Raw genomic sequence first — 23,341 nt, 5'->3', positions numbered from 1 at the left:
AGTTCATTCTCTGTCATCATCTAATTATCTCACGCAAAGCAACATAAATAACTCGCAAAGCACGCAAAATATCTTTGCGTTAAAATCTTCGTGGTCTTTGCGTGGAACTTCATTTTCTTTTCATTTATATTTCTCTATTAACATCAAATTGCTCGAAATAATCGGCAACGCGACGCACAAAACTACCGCCTAAAAAACCATCAACCACGCGATGGTCGAACGACAGAGACAAGTACATCATACTTCTAATCGCAATCTCATCGCCTTTTTCAGTTTCTATCACTTCAGCTCTTTTTTTAATGATCCCCAAGGCTAAAATGGCAACTTCAGGTTGATTGATGATGGGCGTTCCCATGACACTACCGAAAGTTCCTACGTTGGAAATGGTAAACGTACTGCCTTTAATGTCATCGCCTCCAAGTTTATTTTCTCGAGCTTTATTGGCCATTTCATTGACGTTTTCAGCTAATGTTCTTAAATCTTTGGTGTCTGCATTTTTCACAACAGGAACAATCAAATTTCCACTCGGTAATGCCGTTGCCATTCCTATATTGATATCTTCCTTGACGATGATGTTATTCCCGTCCACCGATGCATTAATGTTTGGGAAATCCTTGACGGCTTTGGCGACTGCTTCAACAAACAATGGCGTAAAAGTTAGGCGTTCGCCATATTTTTCTTGAAAAGCTGCCTTATTAGCGTTTCTCCAGTTGACCATATTGGTCATATCTGCTTCCACATAAGCGGTGACGTGCGGTGATATATGTTTCGAATAGACCATATGATCAGCAATCATTTGGCGCATCCGATCCATTTTAATGATTTTACCCTTGCCTTTATCGAAATTCAATTGTGGAATTCTATATGCGGTCGAGTCTTGTGCAATGGGTTGTGCAAGCTTGTAAGGTCTTCCCTCTTCTATATAATTAAAGAGATCGCTTTTTCGCAATCTTCCCTCATGTCCAGTTGTTGGAATTCGGGCGAGTTCTTCATAACTGATGTGTTGTTCTTTTGCTATTTTTTGGATTAGTGGGGAGAAGAAAGCATTTGAAGTTGAAAATGAAATCGAAGATGAACTTGAAGTAATTGGTCTTGATGAAGCTTTTGTAGCTTCTGATTTTTTTACCTTTTGAATTATTTTTTCTTCAGAAACACCAGGTTTAGAGGGAAAATCAACTTTCTCATCGGCCGTTATATCTTCCGAAGCCTCAAAAATTGCAATAATTTCTCCAACAGGAACCACGTCCTTTGCCTGAAATAGGGTTTGTATCAGTTTTCCAGATTGAGGTGCTGGGACTTCGTTATCTACTTTATCGGTAGCAACCTCCAAAATGATATCGCCTTCTTCAAAGCTGTCTCCTTCATTGATCAACCAACTGATGATAGTTCCTTCTGTGATGCTTTCTCCCATTTTGGGCATCTTTAATTCCCACGACAGTGGGAATTTCTTCTCTTTACTCATTGTCTTTTAGTTTTAACCAAGAAGATTTGAACACTACTGGTTATCAAAATTTCGTTAATATTCTCGTAACTGCTTTAAGGATTGAGGCATTGTTGAAGCTCCTCGAAGAGAGCGACTGCCGAAAGCCTGACCCGTTAGGGTAACGCCAAAAAACCTCATATTATGCACTTTACCTTTTCCATCTAATTTATTCACCATATCATGATGCTTGAGCCTTTAATCACGAGATTCCTGCTTTCGCAGGAAGTGTTCACGAAGCGTTTTATAAACATCCTCCTGTATTTTCATATTCTCCGGAACTTCCCTTAATGGCTCCACTGCTCTTAAACTCTCATGACAGTCGGCTGGTAATTGTTGATAAAGTTGGGTGCCTTTAGTTTTCCATGCCATCATCTCATCGCTTACTTGTTTAATTACTTTTGCAGGATTCCCAACTACCAAACTGCGTTTAGGAATGATGGTTTCTGCTTTTATAAATGACATGGCACCAACGATGCTTTCATCGCCAATTTCAGCGTCATCCATAATCACTGAATTCATCCCAATCAGGCAATTTCTACCCAAATTAGCCCCGTGAATAATCGCACCATGCCCCACATGAGCGCTTTCTTTTAAGGTGATCGATTTGCCTGGAAACATGTGCACCGTGCAATTTTCTTGAACGTTGACGCCATCCTCCAGAATAATCTGTCCCCAATCACCTCTAATTGCAGCTCCCGGACCGATATAACAGTTTTTACCGATGATGACATTTCCTGTTACCGCTGCCAAGGGGTGCACGAAACTGGATTCGTGAACGACGGGAATGTAACCTTGGAAAGAATAAATCATTGTGATCTTATATTGAAGATTGTTGATTGAAGATTGTTGATTTTTGAACTTCCAAAATCAACAATCGTTAATCTTAATTCGTTAATCATTCATATTCTTTGAGTTTCTCCTTAGTAAAGTCTGAAAGCACCAAGCGTCCACTAATTTTTGCACGTTGTAGCAACAGTTGGTCCCAATCTTCGGTACCGCGCCAAAACATTGTTTTCATTTCGGCCATGGCTTTTGGATTGTAACTGCACATGGTTTCGGCGAATGTTTTTACAGCATCGTCCAATTCTTCAGCGGAATCGAATACCTGGGTATATAATCCTTTTTGCATGGCCCATTCTGCGGTATAAAATGTGTTGGCGTCAATGGCTATCTGCGACATGCCGCTCAATCCCAATTTGCGTTGTACTGCAGGCCCAACCACAAACGGTCCGATGCCAACATTCAGTTCGCTTAATTTGATTTGGGCATATTTAGTTGCCATACAATAGTCGGTGGCTGATGCCAGTCCGACACCTCCACCAACGGTTTTTCCTTGAATACGACCGATGATGAATTTTGGACATTTTCGCATGGCATTAATGACGTTCGCGAAACCCGAAAAGAATATCTTTCCAGTTTCCTCATCGTTGATAGCAACAAGTTCGTTGAAACTTGCACCTGCACAGAACGTTCTATCGCCCCCGCTCTGCAGGACCATGACCTTGATATGTTCGTCTTCACCAGCAGAATGAATAGTTCGTGCCAATTCTGACAATAGATTTCCGGGTAAGGAGTTTTGGGCAGGATGGAAAAATTCGATATATCCTACTCCGTTTTTGTTTTTTAGTGTTACGTATGGCTCCATATATTAGAATCAAGATTTTTAGAATCAAGAATCAAGACTGTTTTGACTCTTGAATGATGTTTTATGATTGAGACCTTTCAGGTTTTACCTAAAGAGTTTATAAATAAGCTATTTTCAAACCTACAAGGTTTTGAAAACCTTGCAGGTTGAGTCATTCATTTTTTAAATTAATCCAAACTGTTCAAAGTGATGATTCAAATGTTTTCTTTCTAACAAATAAGATTCATATTTATTCAATTCACCAAAAACTAAGTTTTTCAGTTTTGCTTCTGGATTTTCTTTGAAAAACTCCAGATACTTTTCTCTTTGCTCTTGAAACTTTTGTTTCGCTGTCTCTAAATCTGGGTATTTTAAATCTTCGAGTTTGTCTTTTTCGAGTAATGGAAAATTCGTGTTTCTTGGAAACTTATCATAAGTATAAAGGCTGGCGTGGACTTTTTCTAAAATCTTTTCCGGTGTTGCCACTTCAAAATCCTGAATCTCACCAGAGGCAATTTTATAGGTATATTCTAAATGCTCCAACATATGCTGAGCAGTCATGATGCCCCATTTTGGCTTCATGTCTGGAGTTAACTTTGAAAGAAGTTCTTGAATTTTATCATCAGTCATTTCAACAAAAACCTCTTGTTTCTTTTGAACCATGGTTAAAATTGTAGCGACAGCTACCAATTCATCTTCCGCATCAAATACCTCAACAAACCATTTGACAATCCCACTTGGATGCTCTGCGGAAGCCACATCTCTATCCACCTTTTGCTTACAAGTCAATCGCACATAAATGGTATCATTATGATATAATGGACGTAAAAATCGACAGTCTTCCAATCCGTAATTTGCAGCAACTGGTCCTTTATTTGGATAAACAAACAATCCAGCGGCAGCAGCAATGATAAAATAGCCATGGGCAGTTCGTTTTTCAAAAATGCTACCATCCAAGGAAGTGATATCAGTATGGGCATAAAAATGGTCCCAAGTGAGATTGGAAAAATTGATGATATCCGTATCTGTAAGGGTCCGTTTGTGCGTTTTTAACGACATACCGGGCTGAATATCTTCCCAATGGTATTGGAATGGATGTTGGTCGGCTTCTTTATATTTGGCTTTGGCTTGATATATTCCAGTAATTTCCGTCAATGTAGTTGGAGATCCCTGAATGGCGGTACGCTGTAAGTAATGCTTGATTCCTCTTAGACCTCCCATTTCTTCACCACCACCGGCACGTCCTGGGCCTCCATGAACTAAGTTTGGTAATGGTGACCCATGACCTGTACTTTCCTTTGCCATTTCACGATTGATGACTAAAATCCGTCCGTGATGGCTTGCCGCGTTAATCACATATTCTTTTGCGATCTTATCATCAAAAGTGGCAATGGATGACACCAATGAACCTTTTCCCATTTGGGCCAAAGTAACGGCCTCATCTATATTCTTATAAGGCATAATGGTACTTACTGGACCAAAAGCTTCGGTCTCATGAACCGATAGGTTTTTAAATGGATGGTCTTCACGTAGTAAAATCGGACTTAAAAAAGCCCCTTTCTTGGCATCGGCACCTATGGCTTCTATTTTATCTAAATCGCCATAAACAATACTGGCAGTTTTAGCCAATTCCTGAACGCGATTTCTAACTTCTGTCACTTGATCTTTACTTACCAAGGCACCCATTCTGACTTCTTTAAGTCTCGGATCTCCAATAGTGACTTTATCCAAGGTCTTTCCTAAGGAAATCTGTACATCTTCGACCAAATCTTGCGGTACTATAATTCTTCGGATTGCCGTACATTTCTGTCCGCATTTGACCGTCATTTCATTTCTGACTTCTTTGATAAAAAGGTCGAACTCGGGTGTTCCAGGAACAGCATCTTCTCCTAAAACAGAAGCGTTCAAGGAATCTGCTTCCATATTAAATGAGACGGATTCTTCTATGATACGTTTATGCGATTTTAGGAGTCGGCCGGTGGTTGCAGAACCAGTAAAAGTGACCACATCTTGAGATTCGACCGTATCCAAAATTGTTCTCGCTGATCCTGTAATTAATTGTAATGCTCCTTCTGGTAAAATCCGTGAGGCTATAATTTCACGCACCACAGCTTCCGTTAAAAACGAGCCATTTGTTGCAGGTTTTACAACTGCGGGAACACCTGCCATCCAATTGGATGCGCATTTCTCCAACATGCCCCATACGGGGAAGTTAAAGGCATTGATATGAACTGCCACCCCGCGTTTTGGCACCATGATATGATGTGCCACAAACCGTCCGCCTCGGGACAAATCGATAGGCTCTCCTTCTACGTGATAGGACTGGTTAGGGAATAATTTTCTTAGGGACGCGTTGGCAAAGAGATTACCAAATCCGCCTTCAATATCAATCCAACTATCCATTCTGGTTGCACCGGTTCTATAACTTAGCTCGTAAAACGCTTCCTTTCTTTTGGTAAGATATAACGCAAGAGTTTTTAACATATTCCCACGCTCTTGAAAGGTCATTTTACGAAGTACTTCGCCGCCTTTGGTTCTTCCGTAGTGAAGAATTTCGGCAAAATCCAAGCCTTGTGTATCAGAAAGCGCTACAACCTCGCCTGTGATAGCGTCGTACATAGGAGTACCTTCTCCTTTACCTTCTATCCATTGTCCTGTGACGTAATTTTGTATTTTTTTCATAGTAATGCCCACAAAAGTGGAAATCGTATTATTAAATTCTTTACTCCAATATTAATTCAACAACCTTGTTCTATTTTGCTTGACTGCGTTAGCGATTACTCAACCATACTTATTTGATAATTAAGAAATCGTGAATGCTCAGCATTTGAACGATCTGTTTGAACTCTCCCACTCTTTCGGTGGGAAGCGAGTAGTGAAAGCGCGACCCTTTTCGGGGAACGCCCAAATACTACAAATTCACATTTTCAATTATTGCTGCATACCCTTGACCAACGCCAATACACATCGTTATAAGTGCATATCTTTTTCCTTTTTCTTTCAACTCCAAAGCAGCTGAATACGCAACACGAGTTCCCGTTACACCGAGCGGATGACCAATAGCAATCGCCCCTCCGTTAGGGTTTAATCGCGGGTCGTCATCTGCCAATCCCCATGCTCTGGTGCACGCCAAAGCTTGCGCTGCAAACGCTTCGTTGAGTTCGATGATGTCCATATCGTCCATCGTCAAACCTGATTTTAGTAATGCCTTGTTAGAGGCTTCCACTGGACCGATGCCCATGATTCTTGGTTCGACACCAACCACTGCTGAACTTACAATTCTCGCCAAGGGTTTTAAATTGTATTTTTTTACGGCTGCTTCAGAAGCGATGATCGTTGCGGCGGCTCCATCGTTCAGTCCTGATGAATTCCCGGCGGTGACGCTTCCTCCTTCAGCTTTAAATGCGCCGCGCAATTTCCCTAAAACTTCTAAAGATGTATTCGGTTTTACAAATTCATCTTTTGAAAACAGAATGGGATCCTTCTTTCGCTGAGGAATTTCAACGGTCATGATTTCTTTAGCTAAACGTCCGTTTTCTTGGGCTTTAGCTGCTTTCATTTGGCTCCAAAAAGCAAACTTATCTTGATCTTCCCGAGATATCTTATATTTCCCTACGAGATTTTCTGCGGTTTGCCCCATGCCATCGGTGCCATATAATTTTTCCATTTTCGGATTGACAAAGCGCCAACCAAAACTGGAATCGTACATTTTAGCATCAGTTCCAAACGCACTGGATGGTTTGGCAACCACATACGGCCCTCGGGTCATATGCTCCACACCTCCAGCAATAAAAATATCACCATCACCAGCTTTTATGGCGCGATTGGCATGAATAATTGCAGATAAACCAGAACTGCATAAACGGTTGACCGTTTCACCTGGAACTGAAAATGGTAAACCAGCCAATAATGAGGCCATACGCGCCACATTTCGGTTGTCTTCTCCTGCTTGGTTTGCACAGCCCAAAATGACATCGTCATACGCTTCTTTTGGAATGTTTGAATTCCGTTTGACAATTTCTGCTATAACCAAAGCTGCTAAATCGTCAGTTCTTACTGCAGATAAAGTGCCTTGATAACTTCCTATTGGCGTTCTGATGCCGTCTATGATATATGCTTCTTTCATAAGCTTTCCTTATTCCCGCGAACCTGCCTGCCGGCAGGCAGGGGCGGGAATCTTTTGTTTTTATTTTAATTTCCAAACCAACAAGGTTTTAGAAACCTAGCAGATTGGTCAGTTATAATTTATTTATTCAATCATCACCAACTGCATTTACGATGCTCAACTTTTCTTACAACAATGAGATTCCTGCCTTCGCAGGAAGAGTTTAATTCAATAATTCCGAAAACGTATCGCCTTGTCTGATATCGCCAGTTTTATAGCCTTTCATGAACCAGTGCATGCGTTGCTCGGAAGTACCATGGGTAAAACTATCTGGTTGGACACTACCTTGCGTTCGTTTTTGAATGGCATCATCACCAACCGCGTTTGCAGCACTTAAGGCTTCTTCAATATCACCTTCTTCCAAATATTCTTTATTGTGATGCGCCCACACCCCTGCGTAAAAATCGGCTTGAAGTTCTTGTGCTACCGAAAGCTGATTGGCTTGTGCCGCACTGGATTGCTGCTGCATCTGCCTTACTTTTTGAGAAGTTCCGAGCAAGGTTTGAACGTGATGACCAATTTCGTGAGCGGTTACGTATGCCATAGCAAAATCACCACCTTTTGCTCCAAATCGGGTTCGTAATTCATCAAAAAAACTTAGATCCATATACAGTTTCTGATCAGTTGGACAATAAAATGGTCCCGAAGCCGAGCTTGCATTTCCACAACCAGTTCTTACAGCATCAGTAAACAAAACCATTCCAGCTTCTTTATAATTTCCGAGATTATTGTCCTTAAAAATTTGACTCCAAATATCTTCTGTATCCACTAATACAGCGTCCATGAATTCACCTAATTCTATTTCTTGTTCGGTCAATTCGCGTTCTTCAGTCGGCTGTGAACTTGACTGTGTTACACCTTCAAGAATTGGTGCCAATACTTGTCCGGTATCACCTCCAAACATTTGCAGTAGCACTACAACCACGGCTATAATACCGCCACCTGCGGCAAACTTTCCTTTATTGGACATGCCACGACGGTCTTCCAAATTACCACTTTTTCTTCTACCTTTCCATTTCATATTTGCTATTGTTTATTGGTATTATTTATTTTGTATTAAATATAAAACAATACCAGCTATTCTTCCCATTTTTTATTGGTTCTATATACCACACCTTTGAAAAGTGCTACCAATTCATTGCCGCGCTTAACCTCGATGATATTAAATCCTAATTTGTTTTTCATCTTCTCAATTACGGATTCAGCCACTATATAATCGCCTTCATTTAAGGCTTCAATATGATTGATACTTGTCTCTATAGAAACTGCGTACTTACCATGCGTATTAGCCGCAAATCCGAAAGCAGTGTCTGCTAAGGCGTAACTGATACCGCCGTGGGCCTTTCCCATGCTATTTAGCATTTCTTTTCTGATGGTCATTCCGACCTTACATCTTCCTATTTCGCATTCTAAAATTTCAATGCCGAGGTAGGTGCTGTAGGCATCGAGTGAGAGCATTTTGTAAGGAATGAGGTTTCCGTTTATTGGCATTAGGTATTTGGAATTAGGGATTAGTTATTTGCGTTTCTTTCTAAAATCTTCTTTCTTAAAGAAGACATCATTTTTGTCAATTCTGAAATCAACTTTCTATTTTCTTCATCTTCATCAAAATTAATATATAATCTTCGTTTGGCTTTTGTACTGCAACTAACACACTCATTTGCGCTATAAATGGCATAATTTATATGCTTAACAAATTGTGCATCAGAACCAGGATAGCCTTCTGCAATATTTAAAGCAATCGAATCCGCTGCTCTTCTGAACTGTGATGATAAGGGGTACAATTCGTATGCTGGAAACTTTTTGACTATCACATCAACGACTTCCCCCAAAGTCCATCGCTTTCTGATAAACTTGTAAATCTTCAAACTTAAAATGAAATGCACTTTTCATACTAATACCAAATGCCTAATACCTAATCCCTCAATAACTCTAATAAAAAAATGTTAGTCCCTCCGTTTCCTCATACCTCAAACCTCAATCCGTTAGTTTTCATCTTCCTCAACAACGGGCTACACCGATACCTATCCTCATGATATTCATTATATAATTCGTCCATTTTTGAAACGCACCAATCGATTCCTTTTTCGTCTGCCCACGCCAATAGGCCTTTTGGGTAGTTAACCCCTTTGGTCATCGCATGATCAATATCTTCTGCAGAAGCAATGTTCATGAATAGTGCATCTGCAGCTTCATTAATAAGCATAACCAATACGCGGTCGAAAATTTGTTGGGCTAATTTTTCGTCGAGTGGTTTCTTTAACTCAGTTGAAATTAGTATCCTACCATTGTCATCATAATCATAATAACCCTTTCCTGATTTTCTTCCTAAATAGCCAGCTTCTGCAAAACGTTTTTGGGTAAAGGCTGGTTTGTATCTCGGATCGAAATAAAACGCCGTAAAAACAGTTTCAGTCACTGTATAATTAACGTCATTTCCAATGAAATCCATTAATTCGAAAGGCCCCATTTTGAAACCTCCTAAAGTTTTCAAACTCTCATCGATGGTTGCGAAACCTGCCTGTCCGGCAGGCAGGTCAGCAATACCTTCTTCGTATATTCTTAAAGCTTCGCCATAAAAAGGTCTTGCAACCCGATTGACTATAAATCCGGGAGTGTCTTTTGCAACGGCTACTGTTTTTTTCCAATCGGATATAATTTTTGTCGATTTCTCTAAAACTTCTTTTGAAGTTTGAATGGCCGGAATCACTTCTACCAATTGCATCAATGGGGCTGGATTGAAAAAATGGATCCCAATGCAACGTTCTGGTTTTTTTAAGGAGGCTGCAATGGAAGCAATCGACAAACTTGACGTATTGGAGGCTATAATACAGTCTTTTGAAACATAGGTTTCCAATTCTGAAAACACTTTCTTCTTGATGTCCAGATTTTCAACAATGGCTTCAATGGTCAAATCGGAGTCTGATAGGTCTTTTAAATCATCGACGTAGGAAATGTTGTTTTGGATTCGGGATTTTTCGTCAGCATCAATACGATCTTTTTCAATCAATCGTGATAATATTTTTTCCAAAGCGGCTTTTGCCTTGTCCAATGCGGATTGATTGGTATCGTACAATTTTACTTTGCAGCCCGATGTTGCAGCAACCTGTGCGATGCCGCTTCCCATGGTTCCTGAGCCGATAATTCCTACTCTCATTATTGAAGATTGTTGATTGGAAATTGATGATTTTTGAAGTTTGGCTCCAGACATAACCTATGATTTCAATTTTAATGATGCCGTTTTTATGCTAACCACAAAAATCGAAATCAATTCATTATTTTCCTTTAATAGCTTGTCCAAAGCATTTATGTCTGTAATTAAATTGGCTCCTTTCTGAATCTTCATATTTATTAAGCATTCACGTAATTCCTTTAAACAGATTTTCATATTATGCAGAAAATCCCTAATTGATTCTCCACCTTGAGCCTCCCCATAATTTAATGCGGCAGAAGTTGCCGATCTTATAAGTTGTTTAGCCAGATGTTCTGAAGCAAATGAATTATCTATCTTCTTGCAAATCAAAATCACATCAATTGCAAACTGAATAAGTCGCTCCTCTAATTGATTTGGTTTCATATTATTATAATTAAACTATAAATGATTTAAAATTGTTGATTCTTGAAGTTTGTCTTCATAATATGTTATATGCCGCTTTCCGGATTTTCATGTTGATTGAGCATCCCTGTAATTTTTTTACGCAAACTCTCAAATTGTGCAAAAAATATAACTTCAAAAATCCTAAATCGACATTCAACAATCTACAATATAAATTTATCTACCGATGAAATTCGGTTTCCTTTTTTCAACAAATGCCGCAACGCCTTCAGCATAATCTTCAGTTTGTGCTGCTTCGATTTGAAATTTAGATTCCAATGCCAACTGGGCTTCCAAATCGTTAGTCATGGATTGATTGAATAATTCCTTGATCATGCCTAAAGCTTTTGTGGGCATATTGGCAAGTTTTAAAGCAAGTTGATTGACATCTTCTTCAAAAGTCTCTAAAGGCAGAACTTTATAGAGCATTCCCATTTTTTCAGCTTCTTCTGCAGACACTTTATCGCCCAGCATAGCCAATGCCAATGCTTTTTGAAATCCGATAAGTCTTGGCAAGAAGAAAGTTCCTGCACTATCAGGCACCAAACCAATGAGACTAAATGCTTGAATAAAACTGACCTTTTCATGAGCTACAACTATATCGCAAGCCAAAGCAATATTTGCTCCCGCTCCAGCAGCTACCCCGTTGATCGCACCAATAATTGGTTTTTTGATCGAGCGGATTCTTGTGATTATCGGATTGTAATGTTCTTCCAAGATCTTCTTAAACCCTGGATTTAATTCTGGCGAGGTCACCTCTTTTAAATCTTGACCCGCACAAAATGCTTTTCCGTTACCGGTCAAAACGATGGCTCGAACCTCGTCGCTTTTTTCACAAGCATCAAGTGTGTCTTGCAACCGTAGCGCCATTTCACGATTAAAACTATTGAAGACTTCTGGGCGGTTGAGCGTGATATACGCCACACTATTTTTTATCTCTAATAATATTGAATTCATTTTATATAATTTTTGATTGAAGATTAACGATTGTTGATTTTAGAAGTACTTCAAAAATCAACATTCTTCGATCTGCAATCGTTGATCCTTGCTACTTTAAACATTTAAAATAATCAAAGGGTTCCAAGCAATCGTCGCACTGAAACTGTGCTTTACATGCTGTTGAACCAAACTGGCTCACCATTTTTGTATTTGTTGAACCACATTGTGGACACTTTACAAGGCGTTTGCCGTGAAGCAATACATCTTTGTCGGCTTCGACACCTAAGGGTGCTGTGATTCCATAATCTTCTAATGCCTTTCTGCCTCTTGGGGTAATCCAATCGGTGGTCCAAGCTGGGGATAAAATCAACTCTACTTCCGACTTATATCCCGCATCTTTTAATGCTTTTCTTATATCATCACCAATAACATCCATGGCAGGACAGCCACTATAGGTTGGTGTGATTTGAACTTTTACAATGCTATTTTCAAAAACAGCAGAACGCACAACACCCATGTCCATAATAGATAGGACTGGGATTTCCGGATCGGAAACTGCTTCCAGGATCGGGATTAATTTTGGGTCGATATTTTGTTCTGTTGTGATCATAGTTAATATCGAATATCGAACGCTGAATAATGAAATTTGAAGTTTTGTTCAGATTTAACTTCATGATTCGATATTCAAACTTCCTTATTCATGATTTTTCTACCATTCCATATTGGGATAAGTACGCTGCATGTATTGCAATTCTGATAGCAAAAAACCCATATGTTCCGTATGAATCCCCAATTTGCCTCCTTTTTGGAAATATTTGGATTCAGGAATGGTTAAGGTTGCTTCTTCTAAAATCGTATTTACTTTTTCGTAATAAGCGGCTTTTAATTTGGTAACATCTACGCCAATACCTTCTGAAACCATCGCTTTATCGGCTTCAGTTTGGTGGAACAATTCATCGGTATAGGTCCATAAATCGTTAATTGCCGCTTGCATCCGGTTGTGACTTTCTTCGGTGCCGTCGCCTAAACGTCGGATCCAATCCGATGAGAAACGTCGATGGTAACTGACCTCTTTAATACATTTTATAGCGATTGCCGCCAAGGTCATATCCTTACTTTTCTTCAACTCTGTTAAAAACAGTAAGTGATACACATCAAATAAAAAGTGACGAGCCATAGTATAAGCAAAATCGGTGTTGGGCTGTTCTACTAAAAGCACGTTGACATAGTCCCGTTCTTTACGAAGCATGGCAATGTCGTCTTCTGTACGCCCATCACCTGCGATTTTGGCCGCATATTGGTAATAGCTGCGCACCTGCCCGAATAAATCCAAAGAAATATTGGTACAGGCAATGTCGGTTTCCAAACTTGGTCCGTGGCCGCAAAGTTCGCCCATGCGTTGCCCGAGGATTAGGGAGTTGTCGGCGATGCCGAGAATATATTGATAGAGATTATCTTTCATTTTAAAAAATTGAAGTTGAAATTGAAGTTGAAATTGAAGGGCTCCAATACATAATTTATCCTTTTCGAATTGAAATCCGATTTAAATTTCAACTCCTTTTTTAATTAATGTTTTTAATTCTTGTAACTATTATTCTTATCAGTTGATCATTTTCATCCTTTAATCCAAATAAATCTTCATTTGAAAACAATTTAGCTTTAGATTGAATATTGAGGTTTCGTTGACTTTCTCTCAATTCCTTTAAGCAAATTCTTAACTTATTAATTTTGTCTGCATCTGTTCCTGCTCCCAAAACTTCTCCATAGTTTAAAGCTGATGAACATGAGGAACGAATGAGTTGTTTAGCCAAATAATCACCAGCATAAGACAACGGCTTTTTATCATATAATAAAATGATTGAAGCTGCAAAATCTTCTAAACGTTCGCATAAATCATATTTGTTCTCATTCATTTTTTCAATTTCATGCCCGTCCGGCAGGCGGGCAACTTCACGTTCAATTTCAAGTTCGTATTACATATATTTCACCTCATCAGGCAATTCGTAAAACGTTGGATGGCGATATACTTTATCTTTTGCTGGCTCAAACATTTCGCCATTGTGTTCTGGATTGGAGGCGGTAATGTTTTTGGATTCTACAACCCAAATGCTGACGCCTTCATTTCTTCGGGTGTAAACATCGCGGGCATTTTCAAGTGCCATGTCTGCATCTGCTGCGTGGAGACTACCAAAATGACGATGTTCCAATCCGTTTTTGCTTCTTACGAAGACTTCCCATAGAGGCCAATTCTTTGTTGTTGTCATAGTTTTGTAACTTAATATTATGTTTCAAACCTGAAAAGTTATAATTCAAACTTACAAGGTTTTGAAAACCTTGCAGGTTGTTATACTGCTTCTTTTTCTTTTCTTTCCGCTTTCTTCTCTGCGTGTGCCATGGCTGCATCTCGCACCCATTCGCCGCGTTCCCATGCACCAACTCTGGCTTTCATACGCTCTTTGTTCATTGGACCATGACCTTTGACCACCTGCCAAAATTCATTCCAATCGATGTCACCAAAGTCATAACTACCACGTTCTTCGTTCCATTTCAAATCGGGGTCGGGAATGGTCAATCCGATCAAATCTGCTTGTGGCACGGTTTGATCTATAAACTGCTGACGTAATTCGTCATTTGATTTACGTTTCAGTTTCCATTTCATGGATTGTTCAGTATGGACAGATTCTGCATCTGTAGGGCCTAACATCATTAAACTCGGCCACCACCATCGGTTTAAAGCATCTTGTGCCATTTCCTTTTGTTCAAATGTACCGTTTGCCAACTTAATCATGATTTCATAACCTTGACGCTGATGGAAACTTTCTTCTTTACATACACGCACCATTGCACGAGCGTAAGGGCCAAAAGAGGTGCTGCATAAGGGTACTTGATTAATAATCGCCGCACCATCAACTAACCACCCAATAGCGCCCATATCGGCCCAAGTAACGGTAGGATAGTTGAAAATACTCGAGTATTTCGCTTTTCCCGTATGTAATTGCTCATACATTTCTTCTCGTGTAATGCCCAAGGTTTCTGTTGCAGAATAGAGATATAATCCATGTCCCGCTTCATCTTGGACTTTAGCCAACAAAGCTACCTTCCGTCTTAAAGAAGGGGCCCGGGTGATCCAATTGCCTTCTGGAAGCATCCCTACAATTTCAGAATGCGCATGTTGCGACATTTGACGAATATGCGTCTGACGGTACTTTTCTGGCATCCAATCTTTCGGTTCGATTTTTTCGTCTCTTGCGATATGTTCTTCGAATTGTTTTTCTAAATTCCTAATTTGCTCTTCACTCATTTTAATAATTATTAGTGAATGGTTATTTACTTTGCTCAGACCTCGCAGGTTTTTAAAACCTGTGAGGTCTTGTCACGCTTTATGATCTCTTTATCCTGTTCTACAAGGGTAATCTTTAAACAAACTTGAAACCTGCCAGGTTTTTAAAACCTTGCAGGTTGATGCTATCTAAACGTCAAAATCGACCACAACCTTATCGCTTGTAGGAACGGCTTGACAACTCAACACATAATTTTGTGCCACTTCCTTGTCAGCGAGTGCGTAATTCTTTTTCATTTTCACCGAACCTTCAATGACTTGACATTTGCAGGTACTACAAACGCCACCTTTACAGGCAAAAGGCAAATCGGCTCCCGCAGCTAAAGCACCATCAAGAATCGTATCAAAATCATCATTCATAATGAAATGGAATTCTTTTCCGCCATCGATAATGGTCACACTTGTGCCGTCAATTCGTTGCTCAAGGACTTCGGCAATATGTTTATTTTCTTCTTCTGAACTGCCCGTAAAAAACAATTCGAAATGGATATTATCCTTAGGCATCCCAGCAGCTTGTAATTCATCGCGAATCAAGAAAATCATGTCTTGCGGACCACAGATGAACGCATGTTGCGTATCCGGAATATCAATAAAGGTCTTGGTTAACACGGCTAATTTTTCCTTATCAAAACGTCCGTTCAAAAATGGAATGTCGCGCTGCTCCTTCGTTAAAAAATAAAAGACCTGAAACCTTCCAAAAAATTGATTTTTAAGCTGTTCTATTTCCTCTTTAAAGATAATGGATTTTACGGTCCTGTTCAAGTAAAACAGCTTAAAGGTACTGTTGGGTTCTTGCTGCAAGTGTGTTTTGATTATGGATAATAATGGCGTAATCCCACTTCCTGCAGCAAATGCGATGTAATTATTACTTGCCTCAACATCCACATCAACCGTAAATTCGCCATGTGGAATCATGACTTCAAGAGTGTCACCCTTTTTAAGTTCGCTAAAGGCATAATTTGAAAACACACCGTCCCGTATGGTCTTAACCGCGACTTTCCATTCGCCATCCAACGGACTTGAACATAACGAATAATTCCGTCGAATGTCTTCGCCATTGATCTCTTTTCGCAAAGTTAAATGCTGTCCTTGGCGGTATCTGAACGTTTCTTTGAGCTCATCAGGAATGTCAAAAGCAACGACTACACAGTCTTTTGTTTCCTTGTAAATATCTGCAACTTTGAGGTTGTGGAATTCTGCCATAATCCTATTCCTTTCCAAGGAAAGGAGGTTTTGTTTTATTAAATTCAGTATCACTACAAGTATCTGGCTCGAGGACCGGAAAACTTGCTGAAATCAAACTAACACTTGTTAGTCTAACGGCAAATTTACAAAAATTATTGTAAACTATTTATTAATTCCGTTGATGAGGACCTGGCTTAAGTTTTGGGCTAATGCTTTGGAATTAACAACTTCCTTTTTAGGGATCCATAAGTACAAGGAACGCAACGTAGACAGTATGGAGAACATGATGACTTCAGGGTTGGTGTCCGCTATTTCATTGGAAAAAACTCCATTTCTGATAATCTTTAGGAAGTCTTGCTCATAGCCTTCCCGCAATTCCAAATAGTATCCAAGTTGTTCTTCCAAATGCATCCAATCATTATTAAGAGAGGCCATTCCGTATGGGTTCTTGGTGGTAATTTCAACGTGAAGTGCCACAATCAGTTTTAATTTTTCTATGGCGGTCTGATCTGAATTTTTGATGATATCCATGCCATGCGTGAATTCTTCAGCCAAGGAGATAATGATAGCTTTTAAAATCTCCTGCTTTGAATTTATATGGTTATAAAGACTAGCAGCTTTCATTCCCATGGCCGTTGCCAGATCTCGCATGGTCACCGCGCTGTATCCCTTTTCTTTAAAAAGTTTTGCCGCTGTTTTTATAATTTCATCTCTACGTGTGCCTTCGATGTTCACCATTTACAGTTTAAAATTTAAGGTTAATGGCTCAGGATCTGTCCAATTTTTCGTAAATTTAAACAAAAGAAAATTATGGGGATTTTTGATTTTATATTCGGCATCAAAAAAAGACAGATTAGTGAGTTACTAGAAAAAGGTGCGATTATTTTAGATGTTAGGACTCAAAGAGAATGGGATAAAGATCACATTGAAAATGCAAAACATATTCCGTTGGATGATTTAAAAAATCATATGGCTGAACTTCAAAAATTAGATAAACCTGTGATTACCTGTTGTGCTAGTGGAGCCCGATCGGCCAAAGCCGCAGAATATTTGGCGCTTAACAATATTATAGCTACAAATGGCGGTAGCTGGTTAAGCTTAAAGACTAAAATGCCTATATAAATCCCCCAGAAGAAAGGATTTTTGATTACTGTTGACTTGCCGAATAGTCCTTTTAAACTTAGAGTTTTATGTTTTGCAAATCATCAGAAGATTTGATGGAATTGCCTTCATACTGAAGCGTCCAACCTAAGGAGCTTGTCAGGATATAAAATTTGGACAATTCGCTTATCAATCGATTTTCGGCATTACTTTTCAAGTTGGATGCTTCCACCTTTTTCATCAATTGCACTTTGACTTTATCTTTAATTTTATTATAATCTTCAGCGTTAAATGGATTCAAATAATCGGCTGTCACATCGTAATATTCAAAATCTGGACTGATGTTTATTTCTTCTTTAGGGATGCTTAAAATTTTGAGTGTTTTACTTTCCTCATCAAGTTCATACTGAATCAGGCTCAAATCATAAGAAACAGTGACATCCGCATTGACCACCACTAAAGCTTTCTTTTCCACATTGACCAAGTTGGCAAAAATAGCTTTCGAATTTTTATAAGTAAAAACTTGACTGAAATGCCCTTCAGTAACCACTAATTTGCTAACATTCCTAATTTGTTCTTGAATGAGTGCAGAGTTTTCCTGAAGGATGGTTTTATCCTTATCATTGAAAATATAGCGATAGCCGAACAAAACGACCATGACGAATATTAAAACGTATAGGAGTTTTCGCATTTTTTTATTTTTTGAAACCCACAAGATTTTGAAAACCTTATTGGTTTTTAGATTCTATTTATTGAGCTCCAACTTTTCGGCAAAATAATCGCAAAAATCCTTCATGGTGGCGGTCATCTTTTCATCTTGGGTAGCACGCTGGAACGTATGACTCATTTCAACCAAGGTTTGGTGAAAAAACAGTTTCATTTCGTCAACAGGCATATCTTTAGTCCAAAGATCAATTCGCAATGATTCTTGGGCTTTACTGTCCCATACCGAAAGCATCATAGCCTTGGCTTCTTCATTATTGATACCGCCGTCAGTGGCCGTCCAGCTTAATTTTTCCGGCACGCGATTTTCATCCAATTCAACGTGCAGTTCTATAGTTGATTTTATAGTATTTGACATTACTTTCGAGGTTTAAATTTAGATTTATTAAAAATTTCGTCGGCATTCTTTTGCATCATGTCCATGAAGTCGACATCATTGTTTTTCATATACGATCTTACAATGTGCCAACCCATATACTGACCTATTTTGCCTGGGGATTCACTATCCAATTCCAAGTAAAATTTTGAAAACGGCGCATCAGCAATAAAGCGTTCGGCCAAACTATTATCAGTACTGAACAACAGTTCACGCTCTATAAAATAGCGCCATATTTCGCTTTCATTTTCTTTAACCCATTCCAATTGCACATCGGAATAGCCAATTTTTACCGCATCTGAGACGAATGGAATCATCTTATCCTTAAAATAAAGTTGTTTTCCGAAGTAAATCATATCATCCAACAGTGTTTTGGGCTGATCTTGATATATATACTTTTCCGAATAGTTTGCGGCCAAATCACTCACAATTTGCGATCGTTTCATATTTTGGGTCAGAAACCTTTGTATGCCTTCGTAAAAATGATGGTCAGCACCTAAATAGGTGTCTAAAGAAATAAGCACAATAGTATCAGTTACAATGGTTTTATTCCTGTAGTCAACATCTGATGTGACGGTAATCACCCGTGGTATCTTGAAGGTCTTATCGTAATATTTTAAATGTTGAAAAAGTGATTCAATATTGTCACGAACGTCATCAAAATTCGCAAAAGTTTTTTCAACTTCATCTGAAAGTTCTTTCTGCAAGGAATCATTAATTCGGTCTATCCATATAGAATCATTGATACGCTCCGAGAACAAAAAAGGATAAGCCTCCTTCAGTTTTGGTAAATCCGCTGGGTTCGCATGGGCAAACGCCAAATCAAAACGTTCGATCTTAACCTCCACATCCATTTTAGAAATTTCACTTTCTAATTGATCATCTTCTTTACAAGCATTGAAAAAAAGCAACAGAACTATAAGAAAACCAACATTTTTCATAGAAATTTTTAAAAGGTCTTTAATTTTTATTACTTAAGTGATTACTTTATTTTTGTGGCGCAAAGGTAGTATTCTTTGTGTTAAATCTTCCAAAAAATGCAAACAGAAAAAGTAATTGACCACATTGTAACCTGGCTAAAAGATTATGCCAACAACGCCCAAGTAAATGGTTTTGTTATAGGTATTTCAGGTGGAATAGATTCCGCTGTCACCTCTATTTTATGTGCCAAAACAGGGTTGAATGTTTTATGTATTGAAATGCCCATCCATCAGCCAGAAAGCCATGTCTCAAGAGGGCAGGAACACATCAAACAATTGAAAGCCAATTTTAAAAATGTAAGCGACCAGCTCGTCAATTTGACGCCTGTTTTCGAAGCATTTAAATCTGAGGTCACCTTAGATGGCTCCCAAGCCACAGTGGATATGGCTCTCGCCAATACCCGTGCACGGTTAAGAATGACCAGTCTCTATTATTATGCAGGCATGAAAGGTTTATTGGTTGCAGGAACCGGTAATAAGGTGGAGGATTTTGGTGTTGGATTTTACACCAAGTATGGTGATGGAGGTGTAGACCTAAGCCCAATTGCGGATTTGATGAAATCAGAAGTTTACACTCTTGCAAAAGCCTTGGGGGTGACCGAATCTATTATTAATGCCGCCCCAAGTGACGGATTATTTGGTGATGACAGAAGTGATGAAGATCAAATTGGCGCATCCTATCCAGAATTGGAATGGGCCATGCACATGAAAGAAAACGGCAAAACAACGCTTGATTTTGAAGGGAGAAAGCGTGAAGTCTTTGAGTTGTTTTCAAGACTAAATACAATCAATCAACATAAGATGATCCCGATTCCGATATGCGAAATTCCTAAAAATCTAATATAATCCATCTTTTTTACGCTCTAATTCCTTGAATATTACCAATTTTCATGGAATACAATTATTTTTTTTATACTTTTACGTACCACATCTCCACGGTTTCAACTTAAGTCCTTACGTGTATTAACTAAATAATAAATGACATATTATGATTAAGGTATTGGTTGTGGACTCTCATCCCATTGTAAGAAAAGGACTAAAGCTACTTTTTGACGCTGATCCTGAAATTGAAGTTGTGGGCTCTATTGGCTCAGGTATTGAAATTTTCGAATTTGTAAGACGTCACCCCGTGGATGTTATTATTTCCGAAATTGATCTTCCTGAACTTAATGGCATTACCGCATTAAGAGCCATCAAAAAAGAACATACACAGGTAAAAGTCATTATGTTTAGTTACCATCCCGAAGAAATTTATGCCATTAGCACTATAAAAGCAGGGGCTTCAGGTTACCTTTCCAAAAATGTTGCTACAGAAACCATCAAAGAGGCCATACTTAAAGTACATAACGGGGGAATTTATTTAAGTGATAATATGGCAAAGCACTTAAATTATGATGACACCCGTAACAAGAAAAGCAAATTATACAAGCGTTTATCCACAAGAGAAGTGGAAGTTTTGAAACTATTGTCGTCAGGCAAGAAAAACAAGGAAATAGCACTGGAGCTTGATATCAACGAAAAAACTGTGAGCACCTACAAAGCAAGGCTGTTTAAAAAATTAAATGTGAATAATTTGGTAGATTTAATCCATCAAGCAGAACATATGGGAAAAATTTAGATTTTCCCCCCAACAACTTTTCCTAATTTTTTAGATAAAAGCGTTTTTAATCTTAAATAATCTCTTACATCTTCCATCACTCCCAAAAGGTTAACATTTGGCTTTCTGGTTTCCAATTGGTACTCTACCACCTTTTGGTCAATTAAAAAGCATCTCAAGCTTAAAATAGTTTGGGTTACCAATTGCGCAATGGTTTCGTGCTTCTCTTTAGGGATGATATGATTGCGTTCCCAATCATGCAATGAATACCGCTCATCATTCATCAAGATGGTGGTCACTTCATTGGCCATATCCTGATCTAGTTTATTGATAAAATCTTTCAATTGAAAATCTTTCGCCTGATGGAGGGCATCAATGATTATATAATACAAATTTTTAAAGCGCTCATCAGAAAATTGCATTTCATCTTCCTGTAGGTCCAAGTAGATTTTCTCAAAAACTTTTGCCTGATGAATTATAGGCTCCATTTTTAATTCGCCAGCACTATCCTCCTTCATTACCAAATCTTCAAAATCTTCAGTCTCATTACCATAGAGCAATAAAATTTCAATGATCTTTCGTTCCAACTCATATTGATGGTTGACCTTGTTTGTGGGTTGTTGTGAGCGCACCACCTCAAAGGCGGTTTGTTCTGATCTATGAGGTTTACCTGCTTCTTGGTTTTCCTTTTTATTGATCTGAGCTAGCGTAGTGAACAAGACCTGCTCACTAATATCCATAATATTAGAACATTCCCTAATATAGATTTCGCGTTTGATTGGATCAGGAATTTTTGAAATACTATTCACAATTTCCCTGATGGTATCTGCCTTTTTTATCGGATCATTCTTAGCATCCTCAACCAATAAAGACGCTTTAAACTGAATAAAATCTTTTGCATGATCTTTTAGATAGGCCGCAAGTTCATCAGCCGTATGTTCTCTAGCAAAACTATCAGGGTCTGCACCATTCGGGAAGGAACACACTTTAACATTCATTCCTTGTTCCAAAATCAAATCAACACCCCTTACAGCAGCTCGGACTCCCGCAGCATCACCATCAAAAAGCACGGTAATATTCTTGGTCAATCTATTGATCAGCCTGATCTGTTCTGGAGACAAGGCCGTCCCAGAAGAAGCCACAACGTTTTTTATCCCGGTTTGATGGAATTGAATCACATCAGTATAGCCTTCTACGAGAAAACAGTTGTCTTCTTTCGCAATAGATTGCTTAGCATGGAACAGACCGTATAAAATTTTACTCTTATGATACACTTCACTTTCAGGAGAATTGAGATATTTGGCCGCTTTTTTATCAGCGCCCAAAATACGACCTCCAAATCCTAAAACCCGACCGCTCATACTATGGATAGGAAACATCACCCGACCTTTAAAACGATCAAATCGTTTCTCGTCCTTAACAATGGTCAATCCGGTTTTTTCAAGAAACTCAAGCCGATATGCTTTCTTTAAAGCTTCATCAGTAAACGCTTGCCATTCATCAAGCGAATACCCCAAATTAAAAGTTTTAATGGTTTCCGTAGTAAAACCACGTTCCTTAAAATAACTAAGACCAATCGCTTTTCCTTGATCTGTTTTATGAAGGATTCTTTGAAAATAAGTATTGGCAAAATCATTCACTAAATAAAGGCTTTCACGCTCATTAGCTTCCTCTTTTTGTTCGTTGGTCTGCTCAGTTTCCTCAATTTCAATATTGTATTTTCTGGCGAGGTATTTTATAGCTTCAGGATATGTAAAATGTTCATGCTCCATGAGGAATGTCACCGCATTTCCGCCCTTGCCACTAGAAAAATCCTTCCAAATTTGCTTAACGGGACTTACCACAAAGCTTGGAGAACGTTCATCACTGAACGGACTCAAACCTTTAAAGTTGCTTCCCGCCTTTTTGAGGTTAACGAAATCGCCAATAACCTCCTCTACTCGAGCGGTTTCAAATACTTGTTCTATGGAAGATCTTGAAATCAAAATTCTGGTAGTAAATTTTTGTAAAAATAGCACAAACAATCGAAACGTACCTGAATCTCTATTTGAGTTTTATAGAAAAAAGTTGAATCTAAATCTCGTTTTTTAATAATGCGATGATGATTGACTTTGAACTGCTAAAGTTTGAATCCCGATGGTTCAAATTCGTTATATAGAAAAAATGGTTTAAATTAAATTTTGGATCTTATAGTATTACCTGAACTATTACAATCCAAAAAATCCCTAAAACT

25 protein-coding genes are annotated in these 23,341 nt (G+C 38.7%); 3 read left to right on the top strand and 22 right to left on the bottom strand.

Features of this window, described 5'->3' with window-relative positions; genetic code table 11:
• Positions 1–124: 124 nt before the first annotated feature.
• From G525_RS0108675 to G525_RS0108590, 18 genes are all read right to left on the bottom strand, one after another.
• Positions 125–1,462, bottom strand: coding sequence for a dihydrolipoamide acetyltransferase family protein (locus tag G525_RS0108675; protein WP_027125829.1), 1,338 nt, complete (start codon positions 1,460–1,462; stop codon positions 125–127).
• Positions 1,463–1,678: 216 nt separating this feature from the next.
• The gene (locus G525_RS0108670) at positions 1,679–2,293 is read right to left on the bottom strand and encodes an acyltransferase (RefSeq protein WP_035479315.1); all 615 of its coding nucleotides are present in this window, start codon (positions 2,291–2,293) and stop codon (positions 1,679–1,681) included.
• An 85-nt stretch (positions 2,294–2,378) separates the two neighbouring features.
• The gene (locus tag G525_RS0108665) at positions 2,379–3,128 is read right to left on the bottom strand and encodes an enoyl-CoA hydratase/isomerase family protein (RefSeq protein ID WP_027125827.1); all 750 of its coding nucleotides are present in this window, start codon (positions 3,126–3,128) and stop codon (positions 2,379–2,381) included.
• A 162-nt stretch (positions 3,129–3,290) separates the two neighbouring features.
• Positions 3,291–5,789 carry a phenylacetic acid degradation bifunctional protein PaaZ gene (gene paaZ / locus G525_RS0108660; protein WP_027125826.1) on the bottom strand — a complete coding sequence of 833 codons (2,499 nt, stop codon included), beginning with the start codon at positions 5,787–5,789 and terminating at the stop codon, positions 3,291–3,293.
• Between the two features lie 229 nt (positions 5,790–6,018).
• Positions 6,019–7,233: a 3-oxoadipyl-CoA thiolase gene (gene pcaF / locus G525_RS0108655; protein WP_027125825.1), complete on the bottom strand. Its 1,215-nt coding sequence runs from the start codon at positions 7,231–7,233 to the stop codon at positions 6,019–6,021.
• Positions 7,234–7,435: 202 nt separating this feature from the next.
• Positions 7,436–8,293 (bottom strand): KPN_02809 family neutral zinc metallopeptidase, encoded by an 858-nt coding sequence (ypfJ, locus tag G525_RS0108650; protein WP_027125824.1) that lies wholly within the window; start codon positions 8,291–8,293, stop codon positions 7,436–7,438.
• 56 nt (positions 8,294–8,349) lie between these two features.
• A complete protein-coding gene (locus tag G525_RS0108645) occupies positions 8,350–8,763 on the bottom strand; it encodes a PaaI family thioesterase (RefSeq protein WP_035479313.1) in 414 nt (137 codons plus the stop codon).
• 20 nt (positions 8,764–8,783) lie between these two features.
• On the bottom strand, positions 8,784–9,158 hold the full coding sequence (locus tag G525_RS20560) for a four helix bundle protein (protein WP_342662744.1): 375 nt from the start codon (positions 9,156–9,158) through the stop codon (positions 8,784–8,786).
• A gap of 77 nt (positions 9,159–9,235) precedes the next feature.
• Positions 9,236–10,429, bottom strand: a complete 1,194-nt coding sequence (locus G525_RS0108635) for a 3-hydroxyacyl-CoA dehydrogenase NAD-binding domain-containing protein (RefSeq protein ID WP_027125822.1) — start codon at positions 10,427–10,429, stop codon at positions 9,236–9,238.
• A 57-nt stretch (positions 10,430–10,486) separates the two neighbouring features.
• Positions 10,487–10,849, bottom strand: coding sequence for a four helix bundle protein (locus G525_RS0108630; protein ID WP_027125821.1), 363 nt, complete (start codon positions 10,847–10,849; stop codon positions 10,487–10,489).
• 195 nt (positions 10,850–11,044) lie between these two features.
• Complete coding sequence (locus tag G525_RS0108625) at positions 11,045–11,824, bottom strand: enoyl-CoA hydratase-related protein (protein ID WP_027125820.1); 780 nt, start codon at positions 11,822–11,824, stop codon at positions 11,045–11,047.
• A 91-nt stretch (positions 11,825–11,915) separates the two neighbouring features.
• A complete protein-coding gene (gene paaD, locus G525_RS0108620) occupies positions 11,916–12,416 on the bottom strand; it encodes a 1,2-phenylacetyl-CoA epoxidase subunit PaaD (protein ID WP_027125819.1) in 501 nt (166 codons plus the stop codon).
• Positions 12,417–12,515: 99 nt separating this feature from the next.
• Positions 12,516–13,268 (bottom strand): 1,2-phenylacetyl-CoA epoxidase subunit PaaC, encoded by a 753-nt coding sequence (gene paaC, locus G525_RS0108615; RefSeq protein ID WP_027125818.1) that lies wholly within the window; start codon positions 13,266–13,268, stop codon positions 12,516–12,518.
• Positions 13,269–13,368: 100 nt separating this feature from the next.
• The gene (locus tag G525_RS0108610; RefSeq protein ID WP_027125817.1) at positions 13,369–13,719 is read right to left on the bottom strand and encodes a four helix bundle protein; all 351 of its coding nucleotides are present in this window, start codon (positions 13,717–13,719) and stop codon (positions 13,369–13,371) included.
• A gap of 60 nt (positions 13,720–13,779) precedes the next feature.
• Positions 13,780–14,070, bottom strand: coding sequence for a 1,2-phenylacetyl-CoA epoxidase subunit PaaB (gene paaB / locus G525_RS0108605; RefSeq protein ID WP_027125816.1), 291 nt, complete (start codon positions 14,068–14,070; stop codon positions 13,780–13,782).
• A gap of 80 nt (positions 14,071–14,150) precedes the next feature.
• Positions 14,151–15,107 carry a 1,2-phenylacetyl-CoA epoxidase subunit PaaA gene (gene paaA / locus G525_RS0108600; RefSeq protein ID WP_027125815.1) on the bottom strand — a complete coding sequence of 319 codons (957 nt, stop codon included), beginning with the start codon at positions 15,105–15,107 and terminating at the stop codon, positions 14,151–14,153.
• 168 nt (positions 15,108–15,275) lie between these two features.
• Positions 15,276–16,349, bottom strand: a complete 1,074-nt coding sequence (paaE, locus tag G525_RS0108595; RefSeq protein WP_027125814.1) for a 1,2-phenylacetyl-CoA epoxidase subunit PaaE — start codon at positions 16,347–16,349, stop codon at positions 15,276–15,278.
• A gap of 144 nt (positions 16,350–16,493) precedes the next feature.
• The gene (locus G525_RS0108590) at positions 16,494–17,069 is read right to left on the bottom strand and encodes a TetR/AcrR family transcriptional regulator (protein WP_035479310.1); all 576 of its coding nucleotides are present in this window, start codon (positions 17,067–17,069) and stop codon (positions 16,494–16,496) included.
• A gap of 72 nt (positions 17,070–17,141) precedes the next feature.
• On the opposite strand from G525_RS0108590, the gene G525_RS0108585 reads away from it, so the two are divergent.
• Positions 17,142–17,453, top strand: coding sequence for a rhodanese-like domain-containing protein (locus G525_RS0108585; RefSeq protein ID WP_051209856.1), 312 nt, complete (start codon positions 17,142–17,144; stop codon positions 17,451–17,453).
• A 58-nt stretch (positions 17,454–17,511) separates the two neighbouring features.
• On the opposite strand, the gene G525_RS0108580 is transcribed toward G525_RS0108585, so the two are convergent.
• The 3 genes from G525_RS0108580 to gldB are packed head-to-tail and all read right to left on the bottom strand — an operon-like array spanning position 17,512 to position 19,472.
• A complete protein-coding gene (locus tag G525_RS0108580) occupies positions 17,512–18,123 on the bottom strand; it encodes a DUF4230 domain-containing protein (protein ID WP_027125811.1) in 612 nt (203 codons plus the stop codon).
• Positions 18,124–18,177: 54 nt separating this feature from the next.
• A complete protein-coding gene (gene gldC, locus G525_RS0108575; protein WP_027125810.1) occupies positions 18,178–18,513 on the bottom strand; it encodes a gliding motility protein GldC in 336 nt (111 codons plus the stop codon).
• Positions 18,513–19,472 (bottom strand): gliding motility lipoprotein GldB, encoded by a 960-nt coding sequence (gene gldB / locus G525_RS0108570; RefSeq protein WP_027125809.1) that lies wholly within the window; start codon positions 19,470–19,472, stop codon positions 18,513–18,515. Before gldB ends, gldC begins: the two co-directional genes overlap by 1 nt.
• A gap of 96 nt (positions 19,473–19,568) precedes the next feature.
• On the opposite strand from gldB, the gene nadE reads away from it, so the two are divergent.
• Positions 19,569–20,357: an NAD(+) synthase gene (nadE, locus tag G525_RS0108565; RefSeq protein ID WP_027125808.1), complete on the top strand. Its 789-nt coding sequence runs from the start codon at positions 19,569–19,571 to the stop codon at positions 20,355–20,357.
• Positions 20,358–20,499: 142 nt separating this feature from the next.
• Entirely contained in the window at positions 20,500–21,129 is a 630-nt protein-coding gene (locus G525_RS0108560; protein ID WP_027125807.1) for a response regulator, read from the top strand.
• Here the strand turns inward: G525_RS0108560 and dnaG are convergent.
• On the bottom strand, positions 21,126–23,093 hold the full coding sequence (gene dnaG / locus G525_RS0108555) for a DNA primase (RefSeq protein WP_027125806.1): 1,968 nt from the start codon (positions 23,091–23,093) through the stop codon (positions 21,126–21,128). The genes G525_RS0108560 and dnaG overlap by 4 nt on opposite strands.
• Positions 23,094–23,341 lie beyond the last annotated feature (248 nt).

It is taken from the genome of Gelidibacter mesophilus DSM 14095 (genome assembly GCF_000423005.1).
Taxonomy (GTDB): Bacteria; Bacteroidota; Bacteroidia; order Flavobacteriales; family Flavobacteriaceae; genus Gelidibacter; species Gelidibacter mesophilus.
The sequence above is the reverse complement of the archived record's forward strand: the minus strand, read 5'-3'. Positions and strand labels throughout refer to the sequence as shown.